Source organism: Haloferax sp. KTX1 (assembly GCF_902410085.1).
In the GTDB taxonomy this organism is placed as follows: domain Archaea; phylum Halobacteriota; class Halobacteria; order Halobacteriales; family Haloferacaceae; genus Haloferax; species Haloferax massiliensis.
In genome coordinates this window covers 680829-695339 of the sequence record NZ_CABPRH010000001.1, presented here as the reverse complement: position 1 = coordinate 695339, position 14511 = coordinate 680829, and the positions used below count along the sequence as shown (strand labels likewise).

The following is a 14511-nucleotide window of genomic DNA, read 5'->3' as shown; positions in this document are numbered from 1 at the left end:
ATGTCACGCGTCTCCGCCCGCGACGCCCTCCGCTACGCGACCGAAGACGACGTACTCGTCCTCTTCGCCGTCATCGTCGGCGGCTGGGTGTTGTTGACCGTCGGCAGTTTCGCCCTCGCGGGCTACGGCTTCGGCATGATGTTCGTCCTCGGAATCCTCGCCTCGCTCGCCGGGGCGCTCGCGGTGTTCGCCGGCGTCGTCGGCGTCGCGTACAAACTGCTGGTGGACAGCCGGCGGGCGGCGACGGAGTGAGAAATCAGTTCACCGCCCGAGAGAAGCCGACGTAGGTCACGTAACAGAGCCCGCCCATCACGAGAAAGACGAACTGGTAGCCGGTGTTCGAGACGATGTCGACGACCGACTGCGCCGGTCGGAGCAGTTTCAGCCACACCAGCATGCCCACCCCGAGCATCGCCACGAGCCAGAGACCTCCCAAGAGCGGCCGCTCTTTCAGGTACTCGTTGAGGTCGTCGCGGTTCATGTCATCTAACAGATTGCTCGCCGGTGAAAAGACTACGATGGCTTTCGGGCTGTCGGGTGCGAGATAGCCCGCGAAGTGTCGATGGGTCGCACCGTTCGCAAGGCCCGGACTCGCGGCCTCAGAAGAACTGCTCGAACAGCCGTCCGAGGAGGAGGATGACGAGCGGGAGGCTGAACAGCACCGCGATGGTGATGAGAAAGCCGGTGACGCTTCCCGACTCGGCGGCGGCCTGTAGAAGCAGGGTCATCGGTCTCGTCGGGGTTTCAGGCCCCGCCGATATACGTTTTGTTGCCCGCTTCGCTCACTCCAGATACGTCTCGGCGAGCGCGTCCAGCGCCTCGTGGCGGTGGGTCGTGTGCGGCGCGGTCAGCGGCGAGACCGACACGCGGCCCTCGACGACGGCCCGGCGGTCGGTGCCGTCGGGGTCCGGGATGTCGCCGGTGCGCATCCGCTCCCAGACGCGGTCGTGGAGTTTCACGGTGCCGTTTTCGAACTCCGCGGTCATGTCGTACAGCTCGGAGGGGACGGTCACCTGCATGTCCGCCGGGTCGTCGCCGGGGTCGCGCATGGGCGCGTTGACGTTGAGGTAGTCGCACTGCTCGAAGACGCCGGCGGGCTCGGCGTGTTTGACGAGGTACGACGCGGCGTGGGTCGCCTCGCGGAAGTCCCGCGGGTCGGTCGCCTTCTCGTGCCACGGCAGGTCGCCGCCGGCGGGGACGTACAGCGAGAGGGCGATGGCGGGCACGTCGAAGAACGCGGCCTCGACGGCGGCGCTGACGGTCCCCGACCGGCCGAGGACGTACGCGCCGATGTTGGCCCCCTTGTTGATGCCGGAGACGACCATGTCCACGTCGGGACACAGCGCCTCCAAGCCGGCGACCGTGCAGTCGGCGGGCGTCCCCTCCAGCGCGTAGCCGAGTTCGTGCTCGGAGACGACCGCGTCGGTGGACATCTTCCGGCCGACCGCGCTCTGGTCCGTCGCGGGCGCGACCGCCGTCACGTCGGCGAACTCCGAGAGGGCGTCGTAGAGCGCGCGGAAGCCGACGCTCTCGATGCCGTCGTCGTTGGTGAGGAGGATGCTGGGTTCGCTCATGGTCCGACTCGGGACGGAGGCCGCAAAAAGCCACCCGTCGGGCGGGGCGTGACCGGACCGACGAGGCCGACGGCGGCGGCCGACGCGGCCCGGTCAGGCCACGCGGTCGACGAGCGTCTCGTCGTCGACGACGAGGTTGTACGCCTCCTCGTCGTCGTTCCACAGCGCGAGGACGTTCTCGAAGACGAGCACGTCGCCGTAGTCTGCGTCGGCCAAATCGGCGTTCAGCACGGTGTCGCGCGTGCGGACGGCGTAGTGGTCGACCGCCTCGCTCCCGTCGCCGATTTTGAACACCTGATTGTTCCCCTCCGAGAGGTCGTGGCTCAGTTTGACCGCGAGCAGGTCGATGCGGTTCGTGACGTGGCGCTCCATCTCGGCCATCTTGGCGAACCGCGCGGGGTTGCCGCGCACGTCGAGGCGGCGCTGGCCGTCGGTCCGGAGGACGCTGTAGGAGTACTGCACGTCCACGTTGACGAAGGTGCCCTCGTCCTCGTCGCTGTCGCGGCCCTCGTCGAGGCGGCGCTGGAACCCCGGCACGTCGAGGTCGGGCTTCACGTCGAACGACCAGCCGCGGTCCGAGGGCGCGTAGCCGTCCCAGAGGCGGAGCGCCGGCGAGTACACCGTCACGTCGCCGTCGGCCGGCGCGACCTCGCGTTCGACCTCGCGGAGGCCGATGCTCGTGTTCCGGTCGGCGGGCGCGATGGCGACGACTGCGCCGTCGTCGGCGAGGGCGTCGAGATATTTCTCGACGACCGCGGCGGGGTCGTCGAGTTCGCTCAGGACGCTGGCGAAGAGGACGACGTCGTACTCGCCGTCGGGGTCGAACGCTTCTGCGGTCTCGCGGTGGACGGTCGTCCGGAAGTTCCGGCGCGTCTCGCCGAGCATCCGGTCGAGCACGTCGGCGGAGGCGCTCGGTTCGACCGCGTGGTAGTCGACGACCGAATCGTCGGGGAGGTAGTCGTGGAGGCCGAGCGCGGGGCCGCCGGTTCCGGCACCCACGTCGAGCACGCGGGGGTTTCGGGGGAGCAGGCTCCGCTCGGCGAGGTCGGAGAGGACGTAGCCGACGGCCGCGTAGTAGTCGGGGAGGTGATAGATGCCGTAGCCGAGCGCGGCGTCCTCGTCGTACTCGACGGGGTTCCCCCGGTAGTAGTCCTCTTTCAGTTGGCGGACGCGCTCCCGCAGGCGGCCGCCGGAGTCGCCGACGTGCCAGTTCGCGCCGTAGCGCCCGATGAGCAGGTCTTCGAGGGCGAAGGAGTAGTCGCCGGGGAAGGCCGCGGGCGACCAGTTCTGAAACGGTGCGGGCTCGTCGTTTGCGGGCACGAACGTGCCGTCCTCGCGCTCGAACAGGCCGAGGTCGTGAGCCTCCTCGCGGAGCGTCTGTTTCACCACGGCGGGATGCGGCGCGCCCTCGATGTACTCGGCTATCTCGTCGGGGTCGATGGGGCGGACGTTTCTGAGGTACTTCGCGTTGTCGCGGACGGCGTCTCTATCTATCATCAGTGGGCTGTGGAGCGAGTCGTCGTCGCCCGCGCGGCGGGAATCGGGCCCGCAGCGGGGCGTCGGCGTCGGTGTCTCCCTTCACTCGTCACTCGACAGGGTCGTGCTTGTCGGTCTGGTCGCGGTCGTCGGCGCTCGCGGAGGTCGAGTCGCTCGACGCGTCGTCGGCGCGGGAGACGCGCCGGTAGAGGTCGGCGAACGCCTCGTCGTCGGCCGCCGCGAGGTCGCGGGCCGCGTCGGCGACGCGGTCGGTCCCCTCGCCGAACGAAGATTGGATGTCCGCGTACACGCGCGGGGTGCCGCCGGCCACCGAGGCGACGAGTTCGTCGAGCGCGGACGAAATCGGCGTGGCGAACTCCTCGCGCACGTCGGCGGCGGCGAGGCCGAACGAGAGGACGGCGGCGTGGGCGGCCGCCTGCACCGTCTCCATCGCGGCGTCGTGTTCCTCGGGCGTCGTCTCGAAGACGCGGTTGCCGGCCGCGTCGAGGTCGGCGAGCAGGGCGTCGGTGTACGCGCCCGGTTCGTCGGCGACGGCGGCGACGTTGCCGGGGGCGTTGTGCGGGGCGAAAAGCGGGTGGAGGCTGAGGCGCTCGCGGTCCGGGAGGTGGTCGCGCATCGCCGCCACCGGCGGTCCCATCGCGCCGGTCACGTCGCACATCGCGGCGTCCGCGCGGCGGGCGTTGTCGGCGACGGCGTCGGCGGCGAGGCGCATCGGAACCGCGAGACAGACCACGTCGAACCGCTCGTCGCCGTCGAGCGGGACCGCGCGGCCGCCGAGCGCGTCCGCTGCGGCGACCGCGCTCTCGGGGTCCGCGTCGGCGAACGCGAGGTCGGCGTCGATGGTGCGGCCGAACCAGCGTCCCATTGCGCCCGCGCCGACGATGAGCACGTCCATCGGTACGGGTGTGGAGGTGCGGCGGGCAAAAGGGAATCGGTGGCGGCGGGTGTGGCGAGAGTGGTCGGCCGGGTGCGTCCGAATCAGCAGTTACTTTGCTGACAGACGGGCCACTAGCGGAGGAACGACGATGCCCTCCCCCAGTTCAGACTCCGATGCCGAACGGCGGACCCGACGACGCGTCCTCGCCGGACTCGGGTCGGTGGCCGTCGGCGGTATCGCCGGCTGTAGCGGACGAGTACCCGGGTTCGGACCCGAACGAGTCGCTGCCGAGACGACGGTACGGGACGGAAGCGGTTTGAGGTCTCCCGAAATCCTCTGGCGGTACCCGCGACGCGAGGGCGACGAGGACGGCATCGGGTACGCGGCCGTGGAGGCGAGACGGATCGACCGCCTCGAAGGCCGCTTCCCGACGCTGTCGCTTCAGTTCAACTCGACCGTCGGCGGGCTCGCCGCCGACGAACCCTACGAGGGATACCGTCTCGACTGGTTCCGCTTTCGGTTCGAACCGCCGTCGTCGTACGAGCAGGCGACCAGCTACGCGACCCGCGTCGAACCGCCGGGACAGTGGGAAGGGTTTTCGGCGTACTACGACCGCGAGAGCACCGCTAAGCGGACCGTCATCGAACTCCGAGACGTACAGATGCAGGGGACGATTATCGTCCCGGCCGTGTTCGCCCCGACGACCGAGTCGCTCCCGAAGACGATGTACTGCCAGTTCACCGTGCAGGCGTCCCGGCCCGGTATCGGCGGGAAGACGGTGCGCGCCAGCGGCGAGGGTAACCTCCCGCTAGACGGCCTCCGTGGGTTCTCGGCGTCGGACTGAGCGACCTCGACGACCCCCCGACGAAACCCCGCCTGCGCCCGGCCCGCAAACCCCGTTCAACCGACCCCCGGTGTACGAACCATCAAGTGGTCGTTAGCCGATAAGAAACTATGGCATTCGATGATGTTGGTTTCGAGGGTCGGACGGCCTTCGTCACGGGAACCAGTCGCGGTATCGGGAAGGCCATCGCGCTCGACTTGGCCGACCGAGGCGCGAACGTCGTCTCGACGGGCAAGACCGTCGAGGAGCGCGAGGACCTCCCCGGGACCATCGTCGAGACGACGGAGGAGATACGCGAACGCGGCGGCGACTCCATCTGGTGTCAACTCGACGTGCGCGACGACGACTCGGTGCGGACGGCCATCGACGAGACGGTCGACGCCTTCGGCGGCATCGACTTCGTCGTCAACAACGCGGGCGCGATTCACATCGCCGGCTTCGAGGACACGCCGCCGAAGCGGTTCGACCTCCTCATGGACGTGAACGCCCGCGGGGCCTACGCGACCACGCACGCCGCGCTCCCGCACCTCCGCGAGAGCGACCGCGCCCACGTCGTCACCTTCTCGCCGCCCATGCCCGCCCGGCCCGCGCCGGGGAAGGTCGCCTACGCGCTCTCGAAGTACGGGATGACGTTCATCGCGCAGTCGCTGGCGGGCGAACTCGCCGCCGACGACATCGGCGTGAACGCGCTGTGGCCGGTCGCCGCCATCGAGTCCGAGGCGACACGACACTTCGGGATGGGCGCGCCCGAGGACTGGCGCACCCCGCGGATAATGTGCGACGCCGTCGCCGAACTGTTCTCGCGCGACCCGACCGACTGCACCGGCAACGCGTTCTACGACGAGGAACTGCTGTCCGAGGCGGGCGTCGACGACTTCTCTTCGTACGCCGTCGTCGAGGGGAGCGACCCCGGGCCGATGTCGGCCCGACTGTTCGACCCCGACTACGAGCGATGACTGGCGATTATCGGCGCTGAGACTCGGGGGCGGACGTTTATACTGAATGAACTCGATAACACGCCCGATGAGTTCACGTGTCGTCGATACTGTGGAAACAGCCTCTCCGACGCGACGTTTTACCGAATCGGCAATTAGACTTATCTACCGGTGGGGAATCGCATAGCGCATGGAGTTCCCTCGCCTCCCGACACGAGACACGAGCGGTCAGAAGGTCGTCCTTCCCGACGACTTGGAGGGCGAACAGACGCTCGTGCTCATCAGCTTCGACCGCCGCCAGCAGTCGCTGGTCGGGTCGTGGCGCGGGTTCGCGAAGGAGCTATGCGAGACGTACGGCCATTTCGGGTACTACGAACTGCTCGTCCTCGGCGGGCGAAGCGGGATGATGCCGCCGATGGCCGGCGGCGGGATGTCTCCGGAGGCGGCCCGGAGCCGACCCCACGACAACGCGCTCGTCGCGCGGGTGGACAAGACCGCGCTCCAGCGCCGCCTCGGACTGCTCGGCGAGGGCGATATCTACGCGCTTCTCGTCGAGGACGGGACGGTCGTCCGGCGGGCCGCGGGCGTGCTCACGCCCGAGACGGCCGACGCGCTGGAAGACTTACTGAAACAGTGGCGCGAGGCCAACTCCGGGTGGACCGACGCGTCGGCCGTCGGCAGTCCGACGGGCGACAACGCCCTCGACAGCTGAGTTTTCGACCGGCTACTCGACGACGAGTTCGACCGGGTACTCCGTCAGGTTCTCGTAGCCGTCTTCGGTGACGACCACGAGGTCCTCGATTCTGACGCCGCCGATGGCGGGGTCGTACAGGCCCGGTTCGATGGTGATGACGTGACCGGGTCGAAGCTCCTCGCCGCTCGGACTCAGCGACGGGAGTTCGTGCACGTCGAGACCGACGCCGTGGCCCGTACTGTGGATGAACCCGGTCTCCGCGGCGGGGTCGGCGCGGAGCGTGTTCTCGCCGGCGGCCTCGTACACGTCGCAGACGGCGTCGTGGACGTCGGCTCCGGTCGCGCCGGGTTCGACGGCGTCGAGGGCGGCCTCGAACGCCTCCTCGGTGAGGTCGAACCACTCGCGGATTTCGGGCGACGGCTCGCCTTTCACGAACGTCCGGGTCATGTCGCCGTTGTACTTCGTCTCCTTGTCGCGCGGGAAGATGTCGATGATGACGGGCTCGTCGGCGCGGAGCGGGCCGCTCCCGCGGTCGTGGGGGTCGGCGGCGTCGGCCCCGCAGGCGACGATGGTCTCGTCGAGGGCGCAGCCGTGTCGCAGGAGCGTCACCTCGATTTCCTCCCTGACGCGCTCGCTCGTCAGGGGGTCGCCCTCGCGGGTGAGCGTGCCGTCGTCGGCCACGTCGGCGTCGCGGATGAGGCCCTCGGCGGCGCGCATCGCGGCCTCGTTGGCGTCTTGGGCGGCGTGGACGTGCTCGACTTCCTCGTCGGTCTTCACCGCGCGGATGTTCGTGAGCACGTCGTCGGTCTCGGCCTCGACCGCGACGCCCTCGTCGCGCAGGCCGTCGGCGGTGCCGAGCGGGAAGTCCGCGGGGACCGCGAGCGAGTCGACGTCGTGGTCCGCGAGGAACGCCGCGACCGTCTTCGCCTTCCCGACGACCGCGCCGTGTTCGGCGTGCTTGTCGCGGTAGTCGTAGTTGGAGAGCCGCGAGACGGTGTCCGCGCGGCTCTCCTTCTTGGCGCGCCCGAACTCAAGCGTCGAGACGAGGAGGTGGATCCCCGCGGGCGTGTAGAGCGTCACGTACGGGTCCGGCGCGTCGAACCCGGAGAGGTACAGCTGGTTGGAGTCGCGCCCGTCGGCCGAGATGAGATAGCCGTCGAACTCGTCGCCGAGGAACTCGGCCAGCGGTGAGAAATCGGGTTCCATACGCCGGAGTTCGCCCGGCCGGTAGTAAAGCCCTCGCGTCGCGGTCGGCGGGTTCCGGTATCGGCACCGCGACGCTCCTCTTCGGGCGGGAGACGCGCCGCGGATGGACCGCCGGAACTCGCCGCGGGCGGTGACTGAGTGCCGCAATCCCGGCGCGACTCGTCCGCGGTTGCGGCGGTTCGCCGCCGGCCGTACGATACGCTCCCACGCGATATATGTTTGTTGGCAAACACGAAATCGAGCGACCGCGGCGCCGTCGCCGTCCGGGAGAACGTCGCCGCGTCCGGTACCCTGATACCGGACCCTGCCGACCCCTCGCGTATGGACGCCCACGTCTCCCCGTCTCGGGTCGCCGGACGCACCCGAGCGCCGCCGTCGAAGAGTTACACCCACAGAGCCGTCCTCGCCGCGGGCTACAGCGACGAGGCGGTCGTCCGCGACGCGCTCGTCAGCGCCGACACCAAGGCGACCATGCGCGCGGTCGAGGCCTTCGGCGGGTCGGTCGACCGCGACGGACAGACGGTCGAGGTCGCCGGCTTCGGCGGCCGACCGGGCACGCCCGACGACGTGGTCAACTGCGAGAACTCGGGGACGACGATGCGCCTCGTCACCGGCTGTGCCGCCCTCGGCGACGGCCTGACGGTGCTCACGGGCGACGCGTCGCTCCGGTCGCGCCCCCACGGCCCGCTTCTCGACGCCGTCTTCGACCTCGACGGCCGCGCCGAGAGCACGCGCCGAAACGGGCAGGCCCCGCTCGTCGTCGGCGACGGCATGACCGGCGGCACCGTCGAGATCCCCGGCGACGTCTCCTCGCAGTTCATCACCGCGCTCCTCATGGCCGGCGCGGTCACGGAGGAGGGCATCGACGTCGAGCTCACGACGGAACTGAAGTCCTCGCCGTACGTCGACATCACGCTCGAACTCCTCGCCGACTTCGGCGTCGAGGCGACTCGAACCGACGACGGCTTCTCGGTCCCCGGCGGCCAGTCGTACGCCCCCGAGGGCGGCGCGTACAGCGTCCCCGGCGACTTCTCGTCTATCTCGTACCTGCTCGCGGCCGGCGCGGTCGCCGGCGCGGAGGGCGAGGACATTGTCATCGAGGGCGCGCGGCCGTCCGCGCAGGGCGACAGCGCCATCGTCGATATCGTCCGCGACATGGGCGCGACGGTGGACTGGGACGAGGACGCGGGCGAACTGACCGTCTCCGCGGCCGACCTCACCGGCACGACCGTGGACGTCGGCGACACGCCCGACCTGCTGCCGACCATCGCGGTCCTCGGCGCTGTCGCCGACGGCGACACGGTCATCGAGAACTGCGAGCACGTCCGGTTCAAGGAGACCGACCGCGTGAGCGCGATGGCGGAGGAACTCGCGGAGATGGGCGCGAACGTCACCGAGCAACAGGACAGACTCACGATTCACGGCGGCGACACCGACCTCGTCGGCGCGGCGGTCGACGGCCGCGGCGACCACCGCATCGTCATGTCGCTCGCGGTCGCCGGCCTCGTCGCCGAGGGCGAGACGACGATTGCGGGCAGCGAGCACGTCGACGTGTCGTTCCCGAACTTCTTCGAGGCGATGCGCGACCTCGGTGCCGAGATGACCGAGCGCTGAGGGCGCGATCCCACAGCGACCCACCCGGACGGAACTTTTTTCGCGCGCCCGCACGCCGACCGTGCTATGTTCGACGCCGACGCGCAGGCGCTCCGCGAGCGACAGTCGGACGGCGACTACCTCCTGCCGGCGTACGACGACTGGTGTTTCTCGCGGGTACCGGGGACCGTCGCCGACCTGCTCGGCGCGGACGCCGGGCCGCGACTCCCCGCCGAAGCGACCGCGGGCTACGACGACGTGTCGCGGGTGGTCGTCTTCCTCGTCGACGGCTTCGGCCTCGCCCAGTGGGACGGCGAGCGCGACCGGATTCCGTTCCTCCGCGAGTTCGAGCGCGCCGGCCGGGTCACGCCGCTCACCACCGTTTTCCCGTCGGAGACGGCCGCCGCGATGAACACGTTTCACTCCGGGGCGCTCCCGGCCGAACACGGCGTCGTCGGCTGGAACGTCTACGACCCCGACGCCGACGAACAGTTCGAAGCGCTTCCATTCCTCCGAAAGGACGGCACCGAACCGGAGCGAATCGACCGCGCCGACGTGGCCGACTGCGAGAGCGTCTATTCCGACCTCGCCGCCGCGGGCGTCGAGACCCGCCACGTGACGCCGTTCCCCTCCGAGGAGACGGTCCCGCACACCTACGACCCCGAGGACCTCTCGACGTTCTCGGACGCCTTCGCCGAGGCCGCCGAGGAGGCCCCGGACCCGTCGTACGTCTTCGCGTACCTCCCGCAGACCGACGCCGTGGCGCACCCCGAGGGCGTCGACTCCGAGGCGTACCGCGAGACGGCCGCCGAGACGTTCGCCCGCGTCGAGGACGCGATAGCGACGCTCGCCGAAACGACCGACGAAGACGCGGGCGAGACGCTCGTCTGCGTCACCGCCGACCACGGCCTCGTCGACACCGACCCCGAGCGCAACCCCGACCTCTCGGAACCGCCGTTCGACCTCGTCTCGGACCTGCGGACGCTCACGGACGGGACGCCGATTCGGTTCTCGGGGAGTCCGCGGAACGTCCACCTCCACCTGAAGGACGACCGAATCGACCCCGTCTACGACCTGCTCACGACCGAGTTGGACGCGCGGGTGTTCCGGAAACGGGAGGTGCTGGAGCGGGAACTGCTCGGTCCCGACCCCTCGCCGACGTTCGAGCGGCGACTCGGCGACCTCGTGGTCGTCCACCGCGACCTCGGCGTCTGGTACGGCGACGAGGAGCCGGGGAACCTCGGCTTCGTCGCCATGCACGGCGGCCTCCACCCCGACGAGATGCTGATTCCGCTCGCCACGGCGACGCTGGACTCACTCCGGTAAGTCGGGGCCGGGGTCGGTGTCGGAATCGGAGTCGGGGCCGCGACCCGTCACGCCCGTCTCCCTCACGACGGCGTCGACCCACCAGAGCTTGAGGACCATCACGCCGAGCGTGCCGAGGAGCGTGCCGACCGGCCTACGCCGTATGGTCGAGGCGACGGCGTAGATCGTGACCGGGACGTTGAGCACGTTGAGCACGTTCGGGTAGTCCAACCCCATCGTCCCCCGCTCGGCGTCGAGCCACTCGCGTTCGGCGAGGACGATTCGGCTGAGGTAGTTGTCCGTGCGCGCGGGCCGCGGGAACAACACCGGGTTGACCGCGGTGAACGCGAGGGCGGCGAGGAAGAGCCGGCGGTCCCGTCGGTAGACGGCGTACATCAACACCGGGTAGACGAGGATGCGCGTGCCGGCGCTCCACGGGTTGGCGTGGCGCTCCCAGAACGCCGCTTCGAAGCGGTCGCGGAGGCCGGAAGCGGAGGTGGAGGCGGAGGCGGGGCCGCGGTCGGGGGCGGACCCGCGGTCGCGGTCAGGGCCGGTGGAGGGCGTCGATGCCATACGCCCGGTTCGTCGGCGTCGACCATGAACGTGGGGTCGCGGGACCCCCGCCCACGATTGCGGCTTTCTACAAACACTAAATGGGCGGCCACCCGAGGGGCGGGTAATGAACGGCAACGAATTCGGTCGTCTCTTTCGGATGACCACCTACGGCGAGAGCCACGGCGACGCGATGGGCGTCACGGTGTCCGGCTGCCCCGCCGGCGTGGAGCTATCGGTCGAGGACGTACAGCACGAACTGGACCGACGCAAACCGGGCCAGTCGATGATTACGACGAGCCGCGGCGAGCCGGACGCCGTCGTCGTCAACTCCGGCGTGCAGGACGGCTACACGACGGGCACGCCCATCGGGATGGTCGTCCAGAACAAGGACGCCCGCTCGGGCAAGTACGAGCCGTACGTGACCGCGCCGCGGCCCTCGCACGGGGACTTCACGTACTCGGCGAAGTTCGGCACGCGCAACTGGGGCGGCGGCGGGCGCTCCTCGGCGCGCGAGACGGTGAACTGGGTCGCCGCCGGCGCGGTGGCGAAACAGGTCATCGAGCAGAGCGACTACGACATCGAGGTGAAGGCGCACGTCAACCAAATCGGTGACGTGGAAGCGCCCGAGGTCTCCTTCGACGACCTGCGCGAGCACACGGAGGAAAACGACGTGCGGTGTGCCCACCCCGAGACGGCGGCCGAGATGCAGGAGCTCATCGAGGAGTACCAGAAGGAAGGCGACTCCATCGGCGGCTCGATCTACTTCGAGGCGCAGGGCGTCCCCCGCGGCCTCGGCGCGCCGCGGTTCGACTCCGTGTCGGCACGGCTCGGACAGGCGCTCATGTCGGTGCCGGCGGCGACGGCGTTCGAGTTCGGTCTCGGCCGCGAGGCCCGCGAGTGGACCGGCCACGACCGCAACGAGAACTGGGAATTTGACGAGAGCGAGTCGCAAAGCGACTCGGAAGACGCGAGCGGTGACGAACCGCGAGCGCACGGCGACCCCCGCCCGGTCGGCAACAAACACGGCGGCATCCAGGGCGGTATCACGACCGGCGAGCCGGTGTACGGCGAACTGACGCTCCACGCGCCCACGTCCATCCCGAAGAAACAGCGGACCGTCGACTGGGAGACCGGCGAGGAAAAGGAGATTCAGGTCGTCGGCCGACACGACCCCGTGCTCCCGCCCCGCGGCGTCCCGGTCGTCGAGGCGATGCTCTACGTGACTATCCTCGACTTCATGCTCCTCGGCGGACGCATCAACCCCGACCGCCTCGACGGACGCGCCGGCGAGTACGACACGCCGTACCACCCGTCGAGTCCGGACAACGAGTAGCGAACGCGATTCCGCGTTATCGTTCGCGCTATTCGGCGAGCGTGATAGCCCGTTCGTCCACTTTCGATGGTGGGACGGTGAGTCAGTTTAACAATATTAAGTCCTTCATTATCTTTCCTTGTTAATCCATAGCAAAGTCTTTAATCGGACCCTCCCCAACTTTTCAGGTAGCGCCCCAGCGGGGCCGTGAGCTCAACATATGACTGACCACGAACTTATCTGGCGGATCGCAGGGGGTTCCGGTGACGGTATCGCCTCGACGAGCCAGAACTTCGCCAAAGCCCTGATGCGAGCGGGGCTACACGTTTTCACGCATCGCCACTATCCATCGCGCATCCGCGGCGGCCACACGTACACCGAAGTGCGCGTGAGCGCAGACCCCGTCAAGTCCCGCGGCGACGGGTACAACTTCCTCCTCGCGCTCGGTGACTCCTTCGCCCGCAACCCGAGCGAGGGTGCCTACTACGGCAACGAGGAGATCAAGCCGCTGTCGGAGAACCTCGACGAACTCAACGAAGGCGGCGTCATCGTCTACGACTCCGGTCTGCTCGACGCCTCGGAAATCGAGGACTTCGACGAGCGCGTCGAGGAGAACGACTGGCACGTCTACGACATCGACCTGCGCACCATCGCCCGCGAACACGGTCGCGAGGTCATGCGCAACACCGCCGGTGTCGCCGTCACGTGCGCCATCGCCGACATCGAACCCGACGTCATCAAGAGCCTGATGTCGGACGCGATGCCGGACAAGATTCTCGAACCGAACCTGACCGTCTTCGACGACGCCTACGAGATGGTCCAAGAGGAGTACGACGTCGACGCTCCCGACGTGTCCGCGCCGACCGGCGAACACGACGAAGAGCAGGTGCTTCTCTCCGGCTCCGACGCCATCGCGTACGGTGCCATCGACGAGGGCTGTCGCTTCATCGCGGGTTACCCGATGACCCCGTGGACGGAAGTCTTCACCATCATGACCCAGAACCTCCCCGAGCTCGGCGGTATCTCCGAGCAGGTGGAGGACGAAATCGCCGCGGCCGCGCTGGCAATCGGTGCCTCCCACGCGGGCGTCAAGGCGATGTCCGGCTCGTCCGGTGGCGGCTTCTCGCTCATGTCCGAGCCGCTCGGGCTCGCCGAGATCACCGAGACGCCGCTCGTGCTCGTCGAGGCCATGCGCGCCGGCCCCTCGACGGGGATGCCGACGAAGCCCGAGCAGTCCGACCTCGAACACGTCCTGTACACCTCGCAGGGCGACTCCCACCGCATCGTCTTCGCGCCCGGCAACGCCGCCGAGGCGTACTACCAGACGCGCAAGGCGTTCCAGATCGCCTACGAGTACCAGATTCCGTCCATCGTCCTCTACGACCAGAAGCTCGGGGGCGAACTCTCGAACGTCCCGGCGTCGGTCTTCGACGAGGAGCCGAACGCCGACCTCGGCTCGGTCCTGACGGAAGCGGAACTCGAAGACGCGCCGCACGACGACTCCGGCAAGTACCAGCGCTTCCAGCACGACACCGAAAACGGCGTCTCGCCGCGTTCGCTGCCGGGCCAGAAGGGCGGTCGCTACCTCGCGACGGGTAACGAGCACATGCCCGCGGGTCACATCTCGGAGTCCCCCGAGAACCGCGTCGCGCAGATGAACCGCCGCATGCAGAAAGTCGACAACATCCGCGCCGAACTCGACGCCGACGGCGAGTTCAACACGGTCCACGGCGACGAGGACGCCGACCTCGGTCTCATCACCTTCGGTAGCCAGCAGGGCACCGTCGAAGAGGCCGCCGACGTCCTCAACGAGAAGGGCCACTCGGTCAAGGTCCTCGGCGTCTCCGAAATGATGCCGTTCCCGAAGCAGCAGGTCGCGGAGTTCCTCGACAGCGTCGACGAGGCGCTCGTCGTCGAGATGACCGCCTCCGCCCAGTTCCGCGGACTCATCTCCAAGGAACTCGGCGGCTACGGCGACCAGATGTCGAGTCTCCTCAAGTACAACGGCAACCCGTTCGAGCCCGCCGACATCGTCGAGGGCTTCGAGACGGCGCTCCTCGAAGGCGAGGAGCTCCCAGACAACCGCACGAAGTTCGTCCCCAAGGTGGGTGAATAAATC

Annotated in this window: 15 protein-coding genes; 8 read left to right on the top strand and 7 right to left on the bottom strand. The window is 68.8% G+C overall.

Annotation, left to right across the window (positions count from 1 at the left end; translation table 11 throughout):
- The gene (locus FY251_RS22430) at nt 1–252 is read left to right on the top strand and encodes a hypothetical protein (protein ID WP_187367328.1); all 252 of its coding nucleotides are present in this window, start codon (nt 1–3) and stop codon (nt 250–252) included.
- A 4-nt stretch (nt 253–256) separates the two neighbouring features.
- Here FY251_RS22430 and FY251_RS03585 read toward each other — a convergent pair whose 3' ends face one another.
- From FY251_RS03585 to FY251_RS03570, 5 genes are all read right to left on the bottom strand, one after another.
- Nucleotides 257–481 carry a hypothetical protein gene (locus FY251_RS03585; protein ID WP_148413480.1) on the bottom strand — a complete coding sequence of 75 codons (225 nt, stop codon included), beginning with the start codon at nt 479–481 and terminating at the stop codon, nt 257–259.
- A gap of 118 nt (nt 482–599) precedes the next feature.
- Nucleotides 600–728, bottom strand: a complete 129-nt coding sequence (locus FY251_RS23025) for a hypothetical protein (RefSeq protein WP_255516587.1) — start codon at nt 726–728, stop codon at nt 600–602.
- A 54-nt stretch (nt 729–782) separates the two neighbouring features.
- Entirely contained in the window at nt 783–1574 is a 792-nt protein-coding gene (gene surE, locus FY251_RS03580; RefSeq protein ID WP_148413479.1) for a 5'/3'-nucleotidase SurE, read from the bottom strand.
- A gap of 93 nt (nt 1575–1667) precedes the next feature.
- Entirely contained in the window at nt 1668–3071 is a 1404-nt protein-coding gene (locus FY251_RS03575) for a small ribosomal subunit Rsm22 family protein (protein ID WP_148413478.1), read from the bottom strand.
- An 88-nt stretch (nt 3072–3159) separates the two neighbouring features.
- On the bottom strand, nt 3160–3966 hold the full coding sequence (locus FY251_RS03570) for a prephenate dehydrogenase/arogenate dehydrogenase family protein (protein WP_148413477.1): 807 nt from the start codon (nt 3964–3966) through the stop codon (nt 3160–3162).
- A 298-nt stretch (nt 3967–4264) separates the two neighbouring features.
- Here FY251_RS03570 and FY251_RS03565 point away from each other — a divergent pair, with 298 nt between their 5' ends.
- The 3 genes from FY251_RS03565 (at nt 4265) to FY251_RS03555 (ending at nt 6439) form a co-directional block, all read left to right on the top strand.
- Nucleotides 4265–4792: a hypothetical protein gene (locus FY251_RS03565; RefSeq protein WP_187367327.1), complete on the top strand. Its 528-nt coding sequence runs from the start codon at nt 4265–4267 to the stop codon at nt 4790–4792.
- A gap of 110 nt (nt 4793–4902) precedes the next feature.
- Nucleotides 4903–5748: an NAD(P)-dependent oxidoreductase gene (locus FY251_RS03560; RefSeq protein WP_148413475.1), complete on the top strand. Its 846-nt coding sequence runs from the start codon at nt 4903–4905 to the stop codon at nt 5746–5748.
- Nucleotides 5749–5917: 169 nt separating this feature from the next.
- Nucleotides 5918–6439 carry a hypothetical protein gene (locus FY251_RS03555; RefSeq protein ID WP_148413474.1) on the top strand — a complete coding sequence of 174 codons (522 nt, stop codon included), beginning with the start codon at nt 5918–5920 and terminating at the stop codon, nt 6437–6439.
- 12 nt (nt 6440–6451) lie between these two features.
- On the opposite strand, the gene FY251_RS03550 is transcribed toward FY251_RS03555, so the two are convergent.
- A complete protein-coding gene (locus tag FY251_RS03550; protein WP_148413473.1) occupies nt 6452–7627 on the bottom strand; it encodes a Xaa-Pro peptidase family protein in 1176 nt (391 codons plus the stop codon).
- Nucleotides 7628–7948: 321 nt separating this feature from the next.
- Between FY251_RS03550 and aroA the strand changes: the two genes are divergently transcribed.
- The gene (gene aroA / locus FY251_RS03545) at nt 7949–9241 is read left to right on the top strand and encodes a 3-phosphoshikimate 1-carboxyvinyltransferase (RefSeq protein WP_148413472.1); all 1293 of its coding nucleotides are present in this window, start codon (nt 7949–7951) and stop codon (nt 9239–9241) included.
- A gap of 66 nt (nt 9242–9307) precedes the next feature.
- A complete protein-coding gene (locus FY251_RS03540) occupies nt 9308–10546 on the top strand; it encodes an alkaline phosphatase family protein (RefSeq protein ID WP_148413471.1) in 1239 nt (412 codons plus the stop codon).
- Here FY251_RS03540 and FY251_RS03535 read toward each other — a convergent pair.
- Nucleotides 10535–11098: a DUF6653 family protein gene (locus FY251_RS03535; RefSeq protein WP_148413470.1), complete on the bottom strand. Its 564-nt coding sequence runs from the start codon at nt 11096–11098 to the stop codon at nt 10535–10537. The two genes, FY251_RS03540 and FY251_RS03535, sit on opposite strands and share 12 nt — an antisense overlap.
- A 106-nt stretch (nt 11099–11204) precedes the next feature.
- Between FY251_RS03535 and aroC the strand changes: the two genes are divergently transcribed.
- Together aroC and FY251_RS03525 are read left to right on the top strand one after the other, a co-directional pair.
- Nucleotides 11205–12413, top strand: a complete 1209-nt coding sequence (aroC, locus tag FY251_RS03530; protein ID WP_148413469.1) for a chorismate synthase — start codon at nt 11205–11207, stop codon at nt 12411–12413.
- 199 nt (nt 12414–12612) lie between these two features.
- On the top strand, nt 12613–14508 hold the full coding sequence (locus FY251_RS03525) for a 2-oxoacid:acceptor oxidoreductase subunit alpha (RefSeq protein WP_148413468.1): 1896 nt from the start codon (nt 12613–12615) through the stop codon (nt 14506–14508).
- Nucleotides 14509–14511 lie beyond the last annotated feature (3 nt).

Bases quoted from the DNA above. Each gene is read 5' to 3' on its own strand.
- FY251_RS03555 (WP_148413474.1), top strand. From the start codon at position 5,918: ATGGAGTTCCCTCGCCTCCCGACACGAGACACGAGCGGTCAGAAGGTC.
- FY251_RS03540 (WP_148413471.1), top strand. From the start codon at position 9,308: ATGTTCGACGCCGACGCGCAGGCGCTCCGCGAGCGACAGTCGGACGGC.
- FY251_RS22430 (WP_187367328.1), top strand. From the start codon at position 1: ATGTCACGCGTCTCCGCCCGCGACGCCCTCCGCTACGCGACCGAAGAC.
- surE (WP_148413479.1), bottom strand. From the start codon at position 1,574: ATGAGCGAACCCAGCATCCTCCTCACCAACGACGACGGCATCGAGAGC.
- aroC (WP_148413469.1), top strand. From the start codon at position 11,205: ATGAACGGCAACGAATTCGGTCGTCTCTTTCGGATGACCACCTACGGC.
- FY251_RS23025 (WP_255516587.1), bottom strand. From the start codon at position 728: ATGACCCTGCTTCTACAGGCCGCCGCCGAGTCGGGAAGCGTCACCGGC.
- FY251_RS03535 (WP_148413470.1), bottom strand. From the start codon at position 11,098: ATGGCATCGACGCCCTCCACCGGCCCTGACCGCGACCGCGGGTCCGCC.
- aroA (WP_148413472.1), top strand. From the start codon at position 7,949: ATGGACGCCCACGTCTCCCCGTCTCGGGTCGCCGGACGCACCCGAGCG.
- FY251_RS03525 (WP_148413468.1), top strand. From the start codon at position 12,613: ATGACTGACCACGAACTTATCTGGCGGATCGCAGGGGGTTCCGGTGAC.
- FY251_RS03570 (WP_148413477.1), bottom strand. From the start codon at position 3,966: ATGGACGTGCTCATCGTCGGCGCGGGCGCAATGGGACGCTGGTTCGGC.
- FY251_RS03575 (WP_148413478.1), bottom strand. From the start codon at position 3,071: ATGATAGATAGAGACGCCGTCCGCGACAACGCGAAGTACCTCAGAAAC.
- FY251_RS03560 (WP_148413475.1), top strand. From the start codon at position 4,903: ATGGCATTCGATGATGTTGGTTTCGAGGGTCGGACGGCCTTCGTCACG.
- FY251_RS03585 (WP_148413480.1), bottom strand. From the start codon at position 481: ATGAACCGCGACGACCTCAACGAGTACCTGAAAGAGCGGCCGCTCTTG.
- FY251_RS03550 (WP_148413473.1), bottom strand. From the start codon at position 7,627: ATGGAACCCGATTTCTCACCGCTGGCCGAGTTCCTCGGCGACGAGTTC.